At 69.7% G+C, this 19,492-nt stretch carries 17 protein-coding genes and 1 riboswitch; of the genes, 12 read left to right on the plus strand and 5 right to left on the minus strand.

The features are described 5' to 3' along the window. Positions 1 to 47 precede the first annotated feature (47 nt). Positions 48 to 1,244, minus strand: coding sequence for a quinolinate synthase NadA (gene nadA / locus ACIP84_RS17130; RefSeq protein WP_355956749.1), 1,197 nt, complete (start codon positions 1,242 to 1,244; stop codon positions 48 to 50). Between the two features lie 271 nt (positions 1,245 to 1,515). Here nadA and ACIP84_RS17135 point away from each other — a divergent pair, with 271 nt between their 5' ends. Beyond that, entirely contained in the window at positions 1,516 to 1,872 is a 357-nt protein-coding gene (locus tag ACIP84_RS17135) for an iron-sulfur cluster assembly accessory protein (RefSeq protein WP_015033024.1), read from the plus strand. 83 nt (positions 1,873 to 1,955) lie between these two features. Here the strand turns inward: ACIP84_RS17135 and ACIP84_RS17140 are convergent, their stop codons facing one another. After that, positions 1,956 to 3,476, minus strand: a complete 1,521-nt coding sequence (locus tag ACIP84_RS17140) for a hypothetical protein (RefSeq protein ID WP_401798448.1) — start codon at positions 3,474 to 3,476, stop codon at positions 1,956 to 1,958. Between the two features lie 67 nt (positions 3,477 to 3,543). After that, a complete protein-coding gene (locus tag ACIP84_RS17145; protein ID WP_209494403.1) occupies positions 3,544 to 3,750 on the minus strand; it encodes a hypothetical protein in 207 nt (68 codons plus the stop codon). A 133-nt stretch (positions 3,751 to 3,883) separates the two neighbouring features. Between ACIP84_RS17145 and ACIP84_RS17150 the strand changes: the two genes are divergently transcribed. Beyond that, complete coding sequence (locus ACIP84_RS17150) at positions 3,884 to 4,858, plus strand: carbohydrate kinase family protein (RefSeq protein ID WP_401798449.1); 975 nt, start codon at positions 3,884 to 3,886, stop codon at positions 4,856 to 4,858. A gap of 261 nt (positions 4,859 to 5,119) precedes the next feature. On the opposite strand, the gene ACIP84_RS17155 is transcribed toward ACIP84_RS17150, so the two are convergent. Then, entirely contained in the window at positions 5,120 to 6,517 is a 1,398-nt protein-coding gene (locus ACIP84_RS17155; protein WP_401798450.1) for a cysteine desulfurase/sulfurtransferase TusA family protein, read from the minus strand. Positions 6,518 to 7,132: 615 nt separating this feature from the next. Here ACIP84_RS17155 and coxB point away from each other — a divergent pair. The 4 genes from coxB to ACIP84_RS17175 all read left to right on the plus strand — a co-directional run bounded on the left by coxB (position 7,133) and on the right by ACIP84_RS17175 (position 11,601). Next, positions 7,133 to 8,098, plus strand: a complete 966-nt coding sequence (gene coxB, locus ACIP84_RS17160) for a cytochrome c oxidase subunit II (protein WP_055598818.1) — start codon at positions 7,133 to 7,135, stop codon at positions 8,096 to 8,098. Continuing rightward, a complete protein-coding gene (gene ctaD / locus ACIP84_RS17165) occupies positions 8,095 to 9,831 on the plus strand; it encodes a cytochrome c oxidase subunit I (RefSeq protein WP_229314107.1) in 1,737 nt (578 codons plus the stop codon). The genes coxB and ctaD overlap by 4 nt, the downstream gene beginning before the upstream one ends. Further along, positions 9,828 to 10,226 (plus strand): cytochrome c oxidase subunit 4, encoded by a 399-nt coding sequence (locus ACIP84_RS17170; RefSeq protein ID WP_017238857.1) that lies wholly within the window; start codon positions 9,828 to 9,830, stop codon positions 10,224 to 10,226. The genes ctaD and ACIP84_RS17170 overlap by 4 nt, the downstream gene beginning before the upstream one ends. Positions 10,227 to 10,347: 121 nt before the next feature. Beyond that, entirely contained in the window at positions 10,348 to 11,601 is a 1,254-nt protein-coding gene (locus ACIP84_RS17175) for an Ig-like domain-containing protein (RefSeq protein ID WP_355956738.1), read from the plus strand. 5 nt (positions 11,602 to 11,606) lie between these two features. Here the strand turns inward: ACIP84_RS17175 and ACIP84_RS17180 are convergent, their stop codons facing one another. Continuing rightward, on the minus strand, positions 11,607 to 12,008 hold the full coding sequence (locus tag ACIP84_RS17180; RefSeq protein WP_355956736.1) for a hypothetical protein: 402 nt from the start codon (positions 12,006 to 12,008) through the stop codon (positions 11,607 to 11,609). Between the two features lie 202 nt (positions 12,009 to 12,210). Between ACIP84_RS17180 and ACIP84_RS17185 the strand changes: the two genes are divergently transcribed. From ACIP84_RS17185 to ACIP84_RS17210, 6 genes are all read left to right on the plus strand, one after another. Then, a complete protein-coding gene (locus ACIP84_RS17185) occupies positions 12,211 to 12,831 on the plus strand; it encodes a heme-copper oxidase subunit III (RefSeq protein ID WP_189830686.1) in 621 nt (206 codons plus the stop codon). A gap of 74 nt (positions 12,832 to 12,905) precedes the next feature. After that, on the plus strand, positions 12,906 to 13,715 hold the full coding sequence (locus tag ACIP84_RS17190) for a c-type cytochrome (protein WP_055598824.1): 810 nt from the start codon (positions 12,906 to 12,908) through the stop codon (positions 13,713 to 13,715). Next, complete coding sequence (locus tag ACIP84_RS17195; protein WP_355956733.1) at positions 13,712 to 14,764, plus strand: Rieske 2Fe-2S domain-containing protein; 1,053 nt, start codon at positions 13,712 to 13,714, stop codon at positions 14,762 to 14,764. Before ACIP84_RS17190 ends, ACIP84_RS17195 begins: the two co-directional genes overlap by 4 nt. Continuing rightward, complete coding sequence (locus tag ACIP84_RS17200; protein ID WP_355956731.1) at positions 14,761 to 16,383, plus strand: cytochrome bc complex cytochrome b subunit; 1,623 nt, start codon at positions 14,761 to 14,763, stop codon at positions 16,381 to 16,383. Before ACIP84_RS17195 ends, ACIP84_RS17200 begins: the two co-directional genes overlap by 4 nt. Before the next feature lie 132 nt (positions 16,384 to 16,515). Beyond that, complete coding sequence (gene trpD, locus ACIP84_RS17205) at positions 16,516 to 17,580, plus strand: anthranilate phosphoribosyltransferase (protein WP_355956729.1); 1,065 nt, start codon at positions 16,516 to 16,518, stop codon at positions 17,578 to 17,580. Positions 17,581 to 17,667: 87 nt separating this feature from the next. Beyond that, a riboswitch (SAM riboswitch) is annotated at positions 17,668 to 17,784 on the plus strand. A gap of 253 nt (positions 17,785 to 18,037) precedes the next feature. Next, positions 18,038 to 19,480 (plus strand): aminotransferase class V-fold PLP-dependent enzyme, encoded by a 1,443-nt coding sequence (locus tag ACIP84_RS17210; protein WP_401798451.1) that lies wholly within the window; start codon positions 18,038 to 18,040, stop codon positions 19,478 to 19,480. Positions 19,481 to 19,492: the final 12 nt, after the last annotated feature.

Consider the following 19,492-nt stretch of genomic DNA (forward strand, 5'->3'; position numbering starts at 1 on the left):
CCCCGCAGTCTGCGGGGCGCCCTTCGGGCATGTCCGGGGAAGAACCGTTACGGCAGAGCGAGCATCCGCTCCAGCGCGAGCTTCGCGAAGCTCTCGGTCTCCTTGTCGACCTGGATCTGGTTGACGAGGTTGCCCTCGGCCAGCGACTCCAGGGTCCACACCAGGTGCGGGAGGTCGATGCGGTTCATCGTCGAGCAGAAGCAGACCGTCTTGTCGAGGAAGACGATCTCCTTGTCCTGGTCGGCGAACCGGTTCGCCAGGCGGCGGACCAGGTTCAGCTCCGTGCCGATCGCCCACTTGGAACCGGCCGGGGCCGCCTCCAGGGTGTTGATGATGTACTCGGTCGAGCCCACGTAGTCCGCGGCGGCGACGACCTCGTGCCGGCACTCGGGGTGGACGAGCACGTTCACGCCCGGGATGCGCTCGCGGACGTCGTTCACCGAGTCCAGCGAGAAGCGGCCGTGCACCGAGCAGTGACCCCGCCACAGGATCATCTTGGCGGCGCGCAGCTCCTCGACGGTCAGCCCGCCGTTCGGCTTGTGCGGGTTGTACAGAACGCAGTCGTCGAGGGACATGCCCATGTCGCGGACGGCCGTGTTGCGGCCCAGGTGCTGGTCCGGCAGGAACAGCACCTTCTCGCCCTGCTCGAACGCCCAGTTCAGGGCGCGCTCGGCGTTGGACGAGGTGCAGATGGTGCCCCCGTGCTTGCCGGTGAAGGCCTTGATGTCGGCCGAGGAGTTCATGTACGAGACGGGCACGACCTGCTCGGCGACGCCGGCCTCGGTCAGTACGTCCCAGCACTCGGCGACCTGCTCGGCGGTGGCCATGTCGGCCATCGAGCAGCCGGCCGCGAGGTCGGGCAGGACGACCTTCTGCTCGTCGCCGGTCAGGATGTCGGCCGACTCCGCCATGAAGTGCACACCGCAGAAGACGATGTACTCGGCTTCGGGCTTGGCCGCCGCGTCACGCGCGAGCTTGAAGGAGTCGCCGGTGACGTCGGCGAACTGGATGACCTCGTCGCGCTGGTAGTGGTGGCCGAGCACGAAGACCTTGTCCCCGAGCTTCTCCTTGGCCGCGCGGGCGCGCTCCACCAGGTCAGGGTCGGAGGGCGACGGCAGATCGCCGGGGCACTCCACGCCGCGCTCGCTCTTCGGGTCGGCCTCGCGGCCGAGCAGAAGCAGGGCGAGCGGCGACGGCTGGACGTCGAGATCATGACGGGCTTGGGCCGTGGTCACGTCACGCACCCTTTCTTCGGGGAACCTTTTCGTCGAAATGACGCTATCTATCATAACCGCTTCACGTCACGTTGACGATGTCCATAGTGTCGATGTGACGAATTCGCCGCCGCCGTCACCGGACTTCGCCCCGGCCCCCGCTGGACTTCGTCGTCCCCGCAGTTGGACAGGGTGTGCGAGCATGAAGAGAGAAAGACCCCACACGGCCCGGAATGAATCCGGGGCACCGTCGGTTGCAACCGTCGGCAAGCAGTCTCCGTACACACCGGGAGAGAAGCAGATGTCCGTATCGGACGAGAAGACCACTGTCAGCGACGGCATCCTCCTGTCCGACGCCGCCGCGGCCAAGGTCAAGGCCCTCCTCGACCAGGAAGGCCGCGAGGACCTGGCCCTGCGCGTCGCCGTTCAGCCCGGCGGCTGCTCCGGCCTGCGTTACCAGCTGTTCTTCGACGAGCGTTCGCTCGACGGCGATGTCGTGAAGGACTTCGACGGCGTCAAGGTCGTCACCGACCGCATGAGCGCCCCGTACCTGGGCGGCGCCTCGATCGACTTCGTCGACACCATCGAGAAGCAGGGCTTCACCATCGACAACCCGAACGCCACGGGTTCCTGCGCCTGCGGCGACTCGTTCAGCTAAGCCGCACCTGCTGTACGTACCTGAGGGCGGCGGCCCGGGAGAGATCCCGGGCCGCCGCCCTCGGTCGTGCCCGCCCGCCGGACTCAGCGGCGCGGCACCGCCTCCCCGCTCGCCGCGTCGACCACCGGCCGGTCGCCCAGCGGACTCTTCAGCGTCACCGTCTTCGTGAAGTCCTTGGCGATCATGATGCAGACCCGGTCGGGGTCGGTCTTCTCGACGATCCGCACCGTCACCCGGTCCGGCTGCTCGTCCGCCTTCACGGTGTACGTGCTGCACACCCCGCCCCAGAAGGTGACGGCCAGCTCCCTGCCGTCCCCCTGGACCCGGACGGACTCGACGACCCGCGCGGCCCGCGTACCGTCCCCGGGCGGGGGCGTCGGCTCCGGCGAGGGCTTCGACGGCGGCGCCAGGTGCTCAGGGGCCACCGCCGTCCGCGCCACCGTGTACGGCGCGCCGTCCACCGGGTCCGCGGTGAACAGCCACGACGGTACGAGCAGCCGCTCGCCGTCCACGTCCCGCGCGGCCAGACCGAACACCGCGGCGGTCACCGGCACCCGGTCGGGCGCGGCCAGGTCCCCGATCGTCTGGCAGGGCGAAGTGGGCTCGACGTGCCCCGGCGCCGGCTTTCCGCCGGTCCGGGTGTCCTCGGGCTTCCCGTTCCCGTCCACGCCGGGCGGGGCCGTGGGGCAGTGCCCGACGCCGATCGGGCCGGTGCCCTTCGCGTCCTCGTTCAGCCCGGCGAGCGCCTTCGCCGCCCCGATCACCGGGTACGTGGCGCCCTCGGCCGGATCCTTGAGCGTCCCGCTCCCGGCGACCGCCCGGCCGTCCCGCGCGATGTGCAGCCCAGTCGACCAGCCGTACGTCGGCAGTCCGCCCACCACCGGATCGGCGTTGACCACCCGTACCGAACCGTTCACCACACCGGTCGCGGTGACCTTGGCGTCGTCCTGGCCGAGCGCCTTCAGGATCGGCGCGGCCGCCGCCTTCGCAGCCGCCTCGCTCAGCGGCGTACCGCCCGGCGCGGGCTTCGACTCGCCCGGCGGCGGACAGGCCTTGCCCTTGAGGCAGGCGTCGCCGGCCGGACCGCCGTCGTACCAGGAGTACGTCCAGTTCCCCGGCGCCTTCCGGGCCACGTCGAGGCGGGCTCCCGAACCGTCCTTCTCGGGCCGGATCGTCCACACCTCACCCACCAGTGAGGGACTCCCGGAGATGCCCAGCGCTTCGGCCAGCCTGGTCACCTCCGCCGAGGTGACCAGGCCCTCGGGCCGGTGGACCGCGGCCGAGGAGGGCCCTTGGGGGAGTGGGCCCTTGGCTGTGTAGACGGTCCCGTTCGGGCCGCCCCCGGGGTCCGGCTCGCCGGGCGCGATGCCCGGGCCGCCCCGTGTGTCGCCACCGCCGGTGGCGTCGCCGCTGCCGCCCTCCAGGCGCAGCGGAGGCGGCGGACCGGCCGCGTCGGCGGCCTTGGCGGCCGCGTCCGCGCCGGTGCCGTCACCGGATGCCGTGGTGGCGAGGTAGATGCCACCGCCCCCGGCTAGCAGCACACCCGCCGCCACCGAGGCGGCGATGACACTCCGCCGCCTCCGTACGTTCTCCGTACCGCTCACCGCAACGCTCCCATCGTCTCGACCGGACGCCGATGGGACGGAGCGGGTGCGCGGACGGTTCCGTCCGTCAGCCGCCGTATTCGGCGGTCGCCTCGATGAGCCGTGCCGAGGCCGCCGGGACGACGACCCCGTGGATCAGCGCGGGGGAGACCGGAGCGGGCGCGGGGGAGGCCGGAGTCACCCAGTGCGGAGCCATCCGCGCGCCGTCGCCCCGCAGGTCGGCGAGGCTCGGCTCGGACTCGTGTCGCTCACGTGAAGCGGGGTAGATGGTCATGGGCGCACCGTATGCACCGCACGCCCCCGGGGAAAAGGCCTACTCTGGGGTAGTTTCCGCTGTTCGGCAGTGAGGCCACCAGCCGGTAGCGTGAATGTCCGTCATTGCCGCCTTCCCGCAGGAGCACCCCGCCGTGCGTATCGCAGTCACCGGCTCCATCGCCACCGACCACCTCATGACCTTCCCCGGCCGGTTCGCCGACCAGCTGGTGGCCGACCAGCTGCACACGGTGTCCCTCTCCTTCCTCGTCGACAACCTCGACGTCCGGCGCGGCGGCGTCGGCCCCAACATCTGCTTCGGCATGGGCCAGCTCGGCGGCACCCCGATCCTGGTCGGCGCGGCCGGCTACGACTTCGACGAGTACCGCGGCTGGCTCGACCGCCACGGCGTCGACACCGGCTCGGTCCGCATCTCCGAGGTCCTGCACACGGCCCGCTTCGTCTGCACCACCGACAAGGACCACAACCAGATCGGCTCCTTCTACACGGGCGCGATGAGCGAGGCCCGGCTGATCGAGCTCAAGGCCGTCGCCGACCGGGTGGGCGGGCTCGACCTCGTCCTCATCGGCGCCGACGACCCCGAGGCGATGCTCCGCCACACGGAGGAGTGCAAGACGCGGAGCATCCCCTTCGCCGCGGACTTCTCGCAGCAGATCGCGCGGATGGACGGCGACGAGATCCGCACGCTCCTGGACGGCGCGACGTACCTCTTCTCCAACGAGTACGAGAAGGGCCTCATCGAGTCCAAGACGGGCTGGACCGACGCCGAGATCCTCTCCCGTGTCGGCCACCGCGTCACCACGCTCGGCTCGCGCGGTGTGCGCATCGAGCGCGCCGGCGACACGCCGATCGAGGTCGCGTGCGCGGAGGAGACCGCGAAGGTCGACCCGACGGGCGTCGGCGACGCCTTCCGCGCGGGCTTCCTGACGGGTCTGTCGTGGGGCGTGGGGCACGAGCGCGCGGCGCAGGTGGGCTGCATGCTGGCGACGCTGGTCATCGAGACGCTGGGGACGCAGGAGTACACGCTGCGGCGCGCGAACTTCATGGACCGCTTCAAGAAGGCGTACGGCGAAGAGGCCGCGTCAGAGGTCCAGTCCCACCTGTCCTGACCCCCAGGACCCTCTGCGGACCCGGGCCCTGCCCGGCCACCCGCCGTCGTGGGCGGGGCGCCGCCCCCGCCGCCCCACGTCGTGGCCTTCCGCCCCGCTGGCGCGCCGCCCACCCGCCCAAGGCTGTGGCCCTTCCGCTCCGCCGGGGCGGTGCCCGCCCGCCGCCCACACGGGGCGGGCGACAGGGGCGGGCGCGGCCCGCGAGGCGCGGGCGTCCGGGCGGGCGGGCCCGCAGCCGGGGCGGCACGCTACGCGCCGGTGTCAGTTCAGTCGGCGCACCACGTACGCCACCCCGCTCCCCGCCGCAGGCGACTCGCCCACGTACTCCTGGCCCCGCATCTCGCACCACGCCGGAATGTCCAGCCGCGCCGCCGCGTCGTCCGCCAGGACCGTCACCGTCCCGCCCACCGGCACGTCCCCGATGACCTTCGCCAGTTCGATCACCGGGATCGGGCAGCGACGGCCGAGCGCGTCCACCACCAAGGAGTCGGGCCCCGGCGAGGCAGCCGGCGACGTCGCCGGCGCGCCCAGCCGCTCCCTCACCCCCGCCACCACCCCCGGCAGCACATCCAGGAAGCGGTCCACGTCCTCCGCCGCCGTGCCCACCGGCAGCGACACCCGTACGTTCCCCTCGCTCAGCACCCCCATCGCGCGCAGCACATGGCTGGGCGTCAGTGTCGAGCTCGTACACGACGAACCGGACGAAACGGAGAAACCCTCCCGGTCCAGCTCGTGCAGCAACGTCTCCCCGTCGACGTACAGACAGGAGAAGGTCACCAGGTGGGGCAGTCGCCGCACCGGGTCTCCCACCACCTCCACGTCCGGGACCAGCTCCGGCACTCGCGCCCGGATCCGGTCCACCAGAGCCCGCAGCCGCGCCCCCTCGGCCGCCGCCTCCGCCCGTACCGCCCGCAGCGAGGCCGCCGCCGCCACGATCCCCGGCAGGTTCTCGAACCCGGGCGCCCGGCCCGACTCCCTTTCGTCCGACGGGCCTTGGGGCGCGAACCGCACTCCCTTGCGTACGGCGAGCAGCCCCACCCCCGCCGGCCCGCCCCACTTGTGCGCGCTCGCCGCGAGCAGCGACCAGCCGCCCTCCACCGGCCCCCAGCCCAGCGACTGGGCCGCGTCCACGAGCAGCGGAACGCCCGCCGCCCGGCACGCCTCGGCCACCTCCGCCACCGGCTGCTCGGTCCCCACCTCGTGGTTGGCCGACTGGAGACACGCCAGGGCGACCGCGTCCGCGCCCCCGGCGTCGAGCGCGGCCGCGAAGACGTCCGCGTCCACCGCCCCGGTCCGCCCCACCGGAACCTCCGTCACCGCTCCGCCCGCCCCCGCATGGCTCTCGGCCGCGTGCAGTACGGAGGAGTGCTCGACCGCGGAGACCACGATCCGGTTTCCGACACGCCGACGCCCGGCGAGAGCTCCCGAGATTCCCGCGTGAACCGCGCGCGTCCCCGAAGGAGTGAATACGAGCTCGTCCGGGCGACAGCCCACGGCCTCCGCCGCGGCCTCCCGCGCGGCGTCGAGCAGCAGCCTGGCGCGCCGCCCCTCCCGGTACAGCCGGGCCGGATCGGCCCAGCCCTCGTCGAGGGAGGCGAGCAGTGCCTGGCGGGCGACGGGGTGCAACGGGGCGGCGGACGCGGCGTCGAAGTACGGCATCCGTCCACGGTAGGGCCTGGGCGGACCCCGTACTCCGGCGCCCTTCGAGCACCCGGGTGGCGCCCGCGACGGGGCCGCCGTTTCGGGCCGCGGCCCGGCCCTGGGCCTGCCCCGAGCCGGGCCGCGGTCCGGCTCCGGGCCTGCCCACAGCCCGTCCGCGGTCTGTCCGCCGCTTGTCCGGGCCTGTCGGCGGCCCGTTCCCCGGGCCTGCCCGCAGCACGGCCGTGGCCGGTCGGGGTGAGCCCGTGGCCGGTCCCGGCCGGGACCGCCGCGAGCCCCGTCCCCCAGCGCTCCGCCCGGCCCGTCCCCTCACCCCGAGCGCTGTCCCCCGACCCGCCCCATCCCCTCCGTGAGCCCTCGTCAGAATCGTCTCCCCTGAGACCGGCAGACCGCCGAACGGACGCGTCCGACCCCCCTCCGGAACCCCGGAGTCCACCCCTTCGGGGACTCGGACGGCGCGTTGGGCACCCTCCCCGCGCGACCCCAAATAGCGTCCAGTAGGGTTTGGTCCGCATAAACATCCAAACCCCTGCCCGCGGCCGGGGCGGCGACCGACCAGCGAGACGGACGGCCGTGGCCGACCAACGCGGGCCGAGACTCTCGGGAAGGCGCTACGTGAGTCCCAACGGCTCCGACCGCTCGTCGCGGCGCCCGATGCGGCGGAAGCTGCCGCAGGTGCTGACTGCGGGCCTGATCCTGGCGACAGCCACCGGCTGCTCGTACAACTGGGAAGACTTCCCCCGCCTGGGTATGCCCACTCCGGTCACGGAAGAGGCTCCTACGATCCTCTCCCTCTGGCAGGGCTCGTGGGCGGCTGCGCTCGCCACGGGCGTCCTGGTCTGGGGGCTGATCCTGTGGTCCGTCATGTTCCACAGGCGCACCCGCACCAAGGTCGAGGTACCTCCGCAGACGCGGTACAACATGCCCATCGAGGCGCTGTACACGGTGACGCCACTCATCATCGTGTCGGTCCTCTTCTACTTCACCGCGCGCGACGAGTCGAAGCTCCTTTCGCTCGCCGACAAGCCGGCCCACACCATCAACGTGGTCGGCTACCAGTGGAGCTGGGGCTTCAACTACATCGAGAACGTGCCGGGTGTGAAGGGCGACGCGCAGACGGCCCCGAACCTCGCCGCCATCCCGGACAAGTTCCAGGACGACTTCCCGGCGAACGCCGGCGGCGTCTACGACGCCGGTATCCCTGGTGACCGGAACCCGCAGACCGGCAACCCGGGCCCGACCCTGTGGCTGCCGAAGGGCGAGAAGGTCCGGTTCGTCCTGACCTCCCGTGACGTCATCCACTCCTTCTGGGTGGTCCCCTTCCTCATGAAGCAGGACGTCATCCCGGGTCACACCAACGCCTTCGAGGTCACCCCGACGCAGGAAGGCACCTTCCTCGGCAAGTGCGCCGAGCTGTGCGGTGTCGACCACTCCCGGATGCTCTTCAACGTCAAGGTGGTCTCTCCGGAGCGCTACCAGCAGCACCTGAAGGAGCTGGCCGAGAAGGGGCAGACCGGCTACATCCCGTCTGGCATCGAGCAGACGGACCCGGCCAGGAATGCGGAGAAGAACCAACTGTGAGCATCCACAACGAAACCCAGGGTGCCGCCGCAGCTGAGGACTCGTACGAGAACGAGCTGCCCGTACGGCGCAAGCAGCCCGGCAACGTCGTGATCAAGTGGCTGACCACCACCGATCACAAGACGATCGGGACGATGTACCTGGTCACGTCGTTCGTCTTCTTCTGCATCGGCGGACTCATGGCGCTCTTCATGCGCGCCGAGCTGGCCCGTCCGGGTACGCAGATCATGTCGAACGAGCAGTTCAACCAGGCGTTCACGATGCACGGCACGATCATGCTGCTGATGTTCGCGACGCCGCTGTTCGCCGGATTCGCCAACTGGATCATGCCGCTGCAGATCGGCGCGCCCGACGTGGCGTTCCCGCGGCTGAACATGTTCGCGTACTGGCTGTACCTCTTCGGCTCGATCATCGCGGTGGCCGGCTTCCTCACCCCGCAGGGTGCGGCCGACTTCGGCTGGTTCGCCTACTCCCCGCTGTCGGACGCCGTCCGCTCGCCGGGTGTCGGCGCCGACATGTGGATCATGGGTCTGGCCTTCTCCGGCTTCGGCACGATCCTCGGCTCGGTCAACTTCATCACCACGATCATCTGCATGCGCGCTCCGGGCATGACGATGTTCCGCATGCCGATCTTCACCTGGAACGTGCTGCTGACCGGTGTTCTGGTCCTGCTCGCCTTCCCGGTCCTCGCGGCCGCGCTGTTCGCCCTGGAGGCGGACCGCAAGTTCGGTGCACACGTCTTCGACGCGGCCAACGGCGGAGCGTTGCTCTGGCAACACCTCTTCTGGTTCTTCGGCCACCCAGAGGTGTACATCATCGCGCTGCCGTTCTTCGGCATCATCTCCGAGGTCATCCCGGTCTTCAGCCGCAAGCCGATGTTCGGCTACATCGGTCTGGTGGCCGCGACCATCGCGATCGCCGGTCTCTCCGTGACCGTGTGGGCGCACCACATGTACGTCACCGGTGGCGTGCTCCTCCCGTTCTTCTCCTTCATGACGTTCCTCATCGCCGTACCGACAGGCGTGAAGTTCTTCAACTGGATCGGAACGATGTGGAAGGGCTCGCTGTCCTTCGAGACACCGATGCTGTGGACGATCGGCTTCCTGATCACCTTCACCTTCGGTGGTCTGACCGGTGTCATCCTGGCCTCGCCGCCGATGGACTTCCACGTCTCCGACTCGTACTTCGTCGTCGCGCACTTCCACTACGTCGTCTTCGGCACCGTGGTCTTCGCGATGTTCGCCGGCTTCCACTTCTGGTGGCCGAAGTTCACGGGCAAGATGCTGGACGAGCGGCTCGGCAAGATGACGTTCTGGACGCTGTTCATCGGCTTCCACGGCACGTTCCTGGTGCAGCACTGGCTCGGTGCCGAGGGCATGCCGCGTCGTTACGCGGACTACCTCGACGCCGACGGCTTCACCGCGCTGAACACGATCTCGACGATCTCCTCCTTCCTGCTCGGTCTGTCGATCCTGCCGTTCCTCTACAACGTCTGGAAGACCGCCAAGTACGGCAAGAAGATCGAGGTCGACGACCCGTGGGGCTACGGCCGTTCGCTCGAATGGGCGACGTCCTGCCCGCCGCCGCGGCACAACTTCCTCACCCTGCCGCGGATCCGTTCGGAATCCCCGGCGTTCGATCTGCACCACCCTGAGATCGCGGCTCTCGACCAGCTCGAGAACAAGGGTCACGTGGCCGAGGCCCTCGCGGGCGGCAAGGAGGCCGGCAAGTGAAGATCCAGGGCAAGATGTTCATCTGGCTGAGCGTCTTCATCCTCGCCATGGCCGTCCTGTACGGCGTGTGGTCGAAGGAGCCGGTCGGTACGACGGCGCTGTTCCTGGCCTTCGGCCTGTCCATCATGATCGGCTACTACCTGGCCTTCACGGCCAAGCGTGTCGACGCGATGGCGCAGGACGACAAGGAGGCCGACGTCGCGGACGAGGCCGGTGAAGTGGGCTTCTTCGCCCCGCACAGCTGGCAGCCGCTGTCGCTGGCCGTCGGCGGTGCGCTCGCCTTCCTCGCCATCGCGATGGGCTGGTGGATCCTGTACTTCTCCGCCCCGCTGATCCTCGTCGGCCTGTTCGGCTGGGTCTTCGAGTTCTACCGCGGCGAGAACCAGAACCAGTAGCGGTACCCCGCTCCGCACCGGAGCACCCGAGGGGCCCGGACACTTCGTCACCGAAGTGCCCGGGCCCCTCTTTTGCAGCACTCGGCGCGCTGGGAGCGAGGATTGTCCTTAGCGTGAAGTCATGAACGACACGCCGCGCATTCGGACTGTTCTGAGTTGCACTCTTCTGGCCGTCACCGTCACCGCAGCCGCCTCGGCGTGCTCGGGCTCCGACGGCCATCCGCTGTCGGCGAGGGCGTATGACGCGGCGGACCAGCTCGCGGTCAGCGCCCCCGAGGACGGCGCCAAGGCGGACCCGGAGAAGCCTCTGGAGGTCACCGCCAAGGGCGACGACGGCAGGATCACCGACGTCACCGCCGTCGACGCCTCCGGCCACCACCTGGCGGGCGAACTCACCGCGGACGGGCAGCGCTGGCGCTCCACGGCCGCCCTGGCGGCCGGCACCCGCTACACGGTCCGCGTCGCCACCGAGGACGAGGACGGGGCTCCAGGAGCCCGTACGTTCACCTTCGAGACGGCCCCGGCCAAACGGGCGCTCACCGCGACCTTCGGCCCGGAGGCGGGCACGTACGGCGTCGGACAGCCCATCACGGCCGACCTCAGCCTCCCTGTCAAGGACCGCGCGGCCCGTGCCGTCGTCGAACGGGCGCTCAAGGTCCGCTCCACGCCGTCCGTCGAGGGCGCCTGGTACTGGGTCGACGACAAGAAGCTGCACTTCCGCCCGAAGGAGTACTGGCCGGCCGGCGCGAGCGTCACGGTCACCGGCAACCTGGACGGCCTCAAGGTCGGCGACAAGCTCTACGGCGGCGCGTCCAAGCCGCTGAAGCTCACGATCGGCGACCGGATCGAGGCCGTCGCGGACGCCGGGTCGCACTACATGACCGTGCGGCGCAACGGAGAAGTGATCAATACCATTCCGGTGACCACCGGCAAACCGGGCTTCTCCACCCGAAACGGCATCAAAGTGGTGCTCGGCAAGGAGTACTACGTCCGGATGCGGGGCACCAGCATCGGCATCGCGGAGGGCAGCTCCGAGTCGTACGACCTGCCGGTCTACTACGCCACCCGGGTCACCTGGAGCGGTGAGTACGTCCACGCCGCGCCCTGGTCGGTCGGCTCGCAGGGCGTGGCGAACGTCAGCCACGGCTGTGTCGGCATGTCGACGGGGAACGCGGCCTGGTTCTACGAGACCGTCCGCCCCGGCGACATCGTCCGCGTCGTCAACAGCTACGGCGACACGATGGACACCTTCGGCAACGGCTTCGGCGACTGGAACCTGCCGTGGGCCAAGTGGCGTGAGGGCAGCGCCCTGGTGGAGGCCGCCGGCAACCCGGTGGCCCCCACGGAGAAGGCCCGCCTCAGGCCCTCGATCTGATCAGCTCACGCGTCGATCGACAGGCGCGAGCGGATCAGGGAGGCCAGGGACGCCGCGAACTCGACCGGTTCCACCGGAAGGGTGACCGCGGCGTCCGCACGGCTCCAGGTGGCCAGCCAGGCGTCCTGCGGACGGCCGATGAGCAGCAGCACCGGCGGGCAGCGGAAGACCTCGTCCTTGATCTGCCGGCAGACGCCCATGCCGCCCGCGGGAACCGCCTCGCCGTCCAGGACGCACACGTCGATGCCGCCCTCGTCCAGGCGCTTCAGCACCGCCGGCAGCGTCGCGCACTCCACGAACTCCACCGGGGGGACGTCCGACGCGGGCCTGCGCCCGGCCGCCAGCCGTACCTGCTCGCGGGTGTTCGCGTCGTCGCTGTAGACCAGGACCGTGGCACTCGACTGCATCGTTCCTCCGGCTGGGAAGGCGGGTGGGTCGTCGTCGACCGATGCGCGGATGCTACTCCGGTCCACACCCCGTCAACACCCGTTCAACACCTGTTCGAAGGGTGCCAGGAGGCCCGCGCACTGGGCCGTTCGGGCTGGACACACCCCTCTGACACTCCGAACGGCACCCCCCGGAGTGAGGGCGGGATAAGCGACCGACATAATGTCGGTCGTGGCGACAGTAACGACAGTAGAAACAGGGCACGCGCACCCGTCGGTCAATCGACCGAACCTCACCAGCGTCGGAACCATCATCTGGTTGAGCTCCGAGCTGATGTTCTTCGCGGCCCTCTTCGCGATGTACTTCACCCTTCGATCGGTGATGGGTGCCGAGTTCTGGGCGGAAAAGGCAGATGCCTTGAACTTCCCGTTCTCGGCCACCAACACCACGATCCTGGTGCTCTCCTCACTCACCTGCCAGCTCGGCGTCTTCGCCGCGGAGCGGGGCGACGTGAAGAAGCTCCGGTCGTGGTTCATCATCACGTTCGTGATGGGTTCGATCTTCATCGGCGGGCAGGTCTTCGAGTACACCGAGCTGGTGAAGCACGAGGGCCTCTCGCTCTCGTCGGACCCGTACGGCTCCGTGTTCTACCTGACCACCGGCTTCCACGGCCTGCACGTGACGGGCGGTCTCATCGCCTTCCTGCTGGTCCTCGGCCGGACGTACGCCGCCAAGAGGTTCACTCACGAGCAGGCAACCGCTGCCATCGTCGTGTCCTACTACTGGCACTTCGTCGATGTCGTCTGGATCGGCCTCTTCGCCACGATCTACATGATCAAGTAGTCGGCGCCGCCGACCCGGCGGACCGAGACATCCAGCAAGCATCGACGCAGAAGATCCTGACACCGGGGTAATCCGTGAAAAAGCTCTCCGCACGACGACGCCATCCGCTGGCGGCGGTCGTCGTCCTACTTCTCGCGCTGGCGGCCACTGGGGGGCTGTACGCCGCGTTCGCGCCCGCGGGCACGGCGAAGGCCGATGAAACCGCCCAGTCCCTCGCCATCGAGGAGGGGAAGAAGCTCTACTCCGTCGGCTGCGCCAGCTGCCACGGAACCGGCGGTCAGGGCACCACTGACGGCCCCTCCCTCGTAGGCGTCGGTTCGGCCGCCGTCGACTTCCAGGTCGGCACGGGTCGCATGCCGGCCCAGCAGCCGGGCGCCCAGGTCCCGAAGAAGAAGGTCATCTACTCGCAGGCTGAGATCGATCAGCTCGCGGCGTACGTCGCCTCTCTCGGTGCCGGCCCGATCACGCCGACCGAGAGCCAGTACAGCCCTGACGGTGCCGACATCGCCAAGGGTGGCGAGCTGTTCCGCACCAACTGTGCCCAGTGCCACAACTTCACCGGTGAGGGTGGCGCGCTGACCTACGGCAAGTACGCCCCGAACCTCGAAGGCGTGAGCCCGAAGCACCTCTACGAGGCCATGCAGACCGGCCCGCAGAACATGCCCTCCTTCCCGGACACGACCATGCCGGAGAAGGAGAAGAAGGACATCATCGCGTACGTCCAGGCCGTCAACGGCGACAAGGCCGACAGTCCGGGCGGTCTCTCGCTCGGTGGCCTCGGCCCCGTCTCCGAGGGCCTGTTCGCCTGGGTCTTCGGCCTGGGTGCGCTGATCGCAGTTGCCATCTGGGTCGCGGCCCACACCGCTAAGGCCAAGAAGTCATGAGTAGCCAAGAGATTCCAGAAGAGAACCTGCCGGCAGGGCAGGACACCGTGCACGGCGCGGTGAAGGTCGCCGACGACCCGTTCGCCGACCCGGGCCTCCCGCCCCACAAGCCCCGCATCCAGGACATCGACGAGCGGGCCGCGCGCCGGTCCGAGCGCGCGGTGGCGTTCATGTTCACGCTGTCGATGCTGGCCACGATCGGCTTCATCGCCTCGTACGTGATCTTCCCGGTGGACAAGATCGTGTACATCTGGCCCTTCGGCCGGGTGTCCGCGCTCAACTTCGCGCTGGGCTGGACCCTGGGTCTCGCGCTCTTCTTCATCGGCGCGGGCGCGGTCCACTGGGCCCGCACCCTGATGTCCGACGTCGAGATCGCGGACGAGCGTCACCCGATCGCGGCCGACGCCGAGACCAAGGCGAAGGTCATGTCGGACTTCGCGGCCGGTGCCGCCGAGTCGGGCATGGGCCGTCGCAAGCTCATCCGCAACACGATGTTCGGCGCGCTGTCGCTCGTTCCGCTCTCCGGCATCGTGCTGCTGCGTGACATGGGCCCGCTGCCCGAGAAGAAGCTCCGGACCACGATGTGGGCCAAGGGTCTTCAGCTCATCAACATGAACACGCACGAGCCGCTGCGTCCCGAGGACGTCGCGGTCGGTTCGCTGACCTTCGCGATGCCCGAGGGCCTCTCGGAGCACGACCACCACTTCCAGACCGAGATCGCCAAGGCCGCCCTGATGATCGTCCGGATCCAGCCGGAGGACATCAAGGACAAGCGCGAGCTCGAGTGGTCGCACGAGGGCATCGTCGCGTTCTCGAAGATCTGCACCCACGTGGGCTGCCCGATCTCCCTGTACGAGCAGCAGACGCACCACGTCCTCTGCCCGTGCCACCAGTCCACCTTCGACCTCTCCGACGGCGCCCGCGTCATCTTCGGCCCGGCCGGTCACGCCCTCCCGCAGCTGCGGATCGGCGTGAACGACAAGGGCTTCCTGGAGGCGCTCGGCGACTTCGACGAGCCCGTCGGTCCTTCCTTCTGGGAGCGCGGATGAGCACCGTGACCGATACCAAGAAGGCACCCGCCGGTGAGCGGGTAGCCGACTGGGCCGACGGACGCCTGGGGATCTACACGCTGGCCAAGGCCAACATGCGGAAGATCTTCCCGGACCACTGGTCCTTCATGCTCGGTGAGATCTGCCTCTACAGCTTCCTCATCATCATCCTGACGGGCGTCTATCTGACGATGTTCTTCCACCCGTCGATGAACGAGGTGGAGTACGTCGGACCGTACGTCCCGCTCCAGGGACAGCTGATGTCCGAGGCGTTCAACTCGACGATGCACATCTCGTTCGAGGTCCGCGGTGGTCTGCTCATCCGGCAGATCCACCACTGGGCGGCGCTGATCTTCCTCGCCGGCATGTTCGTGCACATGATGCGCGTGTTCTTCACGGGTGCGTTCCGCAAGCCGCGTGAGATCAACTGGCTGTTCGGCTTCCTGCTGTTCTTCCTGGGCATGTTCACCGGTTTCACCGGATACTCGCTCCCGGACGACCTGCTCTCCGGCACCGGTGTCCGCTTCATGCAGGGCGCGATCCTGTCCGTCCCGGTCATCGGCACCTACCTGTCGATGTTCCTGTTCGGCGGGGAGTTCCCCGGCGGCGACTTCGTGGCCCGGTTCTACTCGGCCCACGTCCTGCTGCTGCCCGGCATCATGCTCGGCCTCGTGGTGGCCCACCTCATCCTGGTGTTCTTCCACAAGCACACGCAGTTCGCCGGCCCCGGCCGTACGAACAAGAACGTCGTGGGCATGCCGCTGCTGCCGGTCTACATGGCCAAGGCCGGAGGCTTCTTCTTCCTGGTCTTCGGTGTCATCGCGATCGTCGCCGCGATCGCCTCGATCAACCCGATCTGGGCCATCGGCCCGTACCGGCCGGACCAGGTGTCCACCGGCGCCCAGCCCGACTGGTACATGGGCTTCGCCGAGGGTCTGATCCGTGTCATGCCGGGCTGGGAGATCAACCTCTGGGGCCACACGCTCGTCCTGGGCGTGATGATCCCGCTGGCGATCTTCCCGGCGGTCCTCGCCGCGATCGCGGTCTACCCGTTCATCGAGTCGTGGATCACCGGCGACAAGCGCGAGCACCACATCGCGCAGCGCCCGCGCAACGCTCCGACGCGCACCGGCTTCGGTGTCGCCTGGATCACCGCGTACATGATCATGCTCGTGGGTGGTGGAAACGACCTCTGGGCGACCCACTTCCACCTGTCGCTCAACTCGATCACCTGGTTCGTACGGATCTTCTTCTTCGTCGGCCCGGTCATCGCGTTCATCGTCACCAAGCGGATCTGCCTCGGCCTCCAGCGCCGCGACAAGGACAAGGTGCTGCACGGTCGCGAGTCCGGCATCATCAAGCGCCTGCCGCACGGTGAGTTCGTCGAGATCCACGAGCCGCTCAGCCAGGGCGAGCTGCACCGCCTCACCGCTCACGAGCAGTACGACGCGGCGGAGCTTCCGCCGGCGGTCGACGAGAACGGTGTGGAGCGCAAGGTCGGGCGCATGGAGAAGCTCCGGGTCAAGCTCAACAAGGGCTACTACGGCGGCGACAGCCAGGTCGCCAAGCCCACGGTCGAGGAGTACAAGGAGATCCAGAGCGGCCACGGCCACCACTGATCACCTGACTTCCCGACTTTCGACAAGTCGCCACGGTGAGAGCCCCGTCCATTCGATGGACGGGGCTCTTCGCCGTCCACGGGGGTCGATAGGGTGGAGCCCTAGCCGTCACCGGACTGACCAGGAGCTGCCATGAGCGCTGCGACCCCCGCTGGAGGACCTACGTCGGCGGGCCGCTCCTGGCCCGTCGTCCTGGACGGTCTGCTGTCCGGCCGCGACCAGAGCGCGGAGGACACCGCCTGGGCCATGGACCGGATCCTCCGCGGCGAGGCCACCGACGCCCAGATCGCCGGCTTCGTCGTGGCCCTGCGCGCCAAGGGCGAGACCGTCGAGGAGATCACCGGCCTCGTCCGCACCATGTACGAGCACGCGAACACGATCGAGGTGCCCGGCGCCACCGTCGACATCGTGGGCACCGGCGGCGACGGCGCCAAGACCGTCAACATCTCCACGATGTCGGCGATCGTCGTGGCCGGCACCGGCGCCAAGGTCGTCAAGCACGGCAACCGGGCCGCGTCCTCCGCCTCCGGCGCCTCCGACGTCCTGGAGAAGCTCGGCGTCAACCTGGACCTGACCCCGAAGCGGGTCGTCGAGGTCGCCGAGGAGGCCGGGATCACCTTCTGCTTCGCCGTGAAGTTCCACCCGGCGCTGCGCCATGTGGCGACGGCCCGCAAGGAGCTCGGCATCCGGACCGTCTTCAACTTCCTCGGTCCGCTCACCAATCCGGCCCGCGTCCGGTCCCAGGCGACCGGTGTCGCCGACGCCCGGGTGGCCCCCATCGTCGCCGGGGTGCTCGCCGAGCGCGGCTCCTCCGCGCTCGTCTTCCGCGGCGACGACGGCCTCGACGAGCTGACCACCACCGCCACCTCGCGGGTCTGGGTGGTCCGCGACGGTGCGGTGCGGGAGGAGGCCTTCGACCCCCGGGACGTCGGCATCGACCTCGTCCCCGTGGAGGCGCTGCGCGGCGCGGACGCCTCGTACAACGCCGACGTGGCCCGCCGGCTGCTCGCGGGGGAGACCGGTCCGGTACGGGACGCGGTGCTGCTCAACTCGGCGGCGGCGCTGACCGCGCTCGCGCCGGGGGAGGGCACCCTGGTGGAGCAGATCCGCGCCGGCATGGAGAAGGCCGCGGAGGCCATCGACTCCGGCGAGGCCCGCCGGGCCCTGGAGCGCTGGGTCGCCGCCAGCAACGCCTGACCTCCGCACGGCGCACGCCCACGACCCCGGTCCAGTATGCGGACCGGGGTCTTGCGCTTCGGCGATCATGTGGCAGGATGCTCTACAGGTCACGAGTGACAGCGTTTTGGCCCCGGCTTGCTGTCCGGCAACCCTCCGTCCGTGGCGGGGTGCCCCGGGTGATGACCAGGCCGTAGGCAGCGAGGTCTACGGCAAGCGCGGACCCCTCGAACACCAGGGGTCCTGGTCTCTCGAGGAGCTTTTTCCGTGAGCAAGCGAATGCGATAGGGCGAGTACGCCCCTTCTTCACCCTCGGATCATCGGATCAGGGTCACTTCCGCGTACCCCGTGTACCCCTGAGTCTCCCCGTGCACCTGTGCACCCGTGTCTTCCGAGGCCTCTCACCCGTACCCCGCCCTCTCCGGCCGCGTACGGGATCACCGAAGCCATTCCGCACCGCCCGCCGGGAGATACCGCCATGTCCGCACGCCCTGACGCCGTCGCCACCGCCGAGACCGCCGCCACCCCCGCCGCCACCCTCGTCGAGACCGCTTCCGCCGAGACCGCCGCCGAATCGGCCGATCCCTGCTGCGCCGCCCCGCTCCCGGTGCTCGGCCGGGACGTCACCGTCCCGCTCGTCACCGGCGGCGAGGTGACCTACGCGGCGCTCGACTACGCGGCCAGCGCCCCCGCTCTCCAGCGGGTGTGGGACGACGTCGCCGCGTACGCCCCCTACTACGGCAGCGTCCACCGCGGCGCCGGGTACCTCTCCCAGCTCTCCACCGACCTCTTCGAGAACAGCCGCGTCACCGTCGCCGAGTTCCTCGACTGCCGCCCCGGCGACCAGGTCGTCTTCACCCGCTCCACCACCGACTCGCTCAACCTGCTCGCCGCCACGCTCCCGGCCGACTGCCAGGTCTTCGTCTTCGAGACCGAGCACCACGCCTCGCTGCTGCCCTGGCGGGACGCCCGCGTCACCTACCTCAACGCCCCGCGCACCCCGGAGCAGGCCGTCGCCACCCTGGAGCGGGCGCTCGCCGACCGCGACCCCTACGGCCCCGCCCTGGTCTGCGTCACCGGCGCCTCCAACGTCACCGGTGAGCTGTGGCCGGTGAAGGAGCTCGCCGCCGCCGCGCACGCCCACGGCGCCCGGATCGTGCTCGACGCCGCCCAGCTCGCGCCCCACCACCCGGTCTCGGTCCAGGAGCTCGACGTGGACTGGATCGCCTTCTCCGGGCACAAGCTGTACGCGCCCTTCGGCTCCGGCGTCCTCGCGGGCCGCGCCGACTGGCTGCAGGACTCCGAGCCCTACCTCGCGGGCGGCGGCGCCTCCCGCAAGGTGGCCCGTCGGGCCGACGGCGGTGTGGACGTGGAGTGGCACACCACCGCGGCCCGGCACGAGGCAGGTTCCCCGAACGTCATCGGCGTCTACTCCATCGCCTCCGCCTGCAAGGCGCTCACCGAGGCCGGCTTCGACACCCTCGTCGAGCGTGAGCGGCACCTGATCGCCAAGGTCCGGGAGGGACTCGCCGAGGTCCCCGAGGTCAAGGTGCTCTCGCTGTTCGGCGACGACGCGCCGCGCGTCGGCGTCATCTCCTTCGTCGTGGAGGGCTGGAACAGCTCCCACTTCGCCGCCGCGCTCTCCGCCGAGTACGGCATCGGCGTCCGCGACGGTCTCTTCTGCGCCCACCCGCTGGTCCGCACGCTGCTCGGCAGCGACCCGCAGGACCCGGGCGAGTGCGGCGCCCCCGAGGCGGCCCCGGGGGAGAGGTCGCTCAACGCCATCCGGGTGAGCTTCGGCGCCGGTACGCCGGACGAGCACGTGGAGCGTTTCGTCGGCGCCGTGAAGGAGCTCGTCCGCGACGGCGCGCAGTGGAAGTACCGTACCGAGGACGGCCGCTGCGTCCCCGATCGCGGCTGATCACTCACTCGT

The sequence above is a fragment of the Streptomyces sp. NPDC088707 genome, assembly GCF_044752725.1.
Lineage (GTDB): Bacteria > Actinomycetota > Actinomycetes > Streptomycetales > Streptomycetaceae > Streptomyces.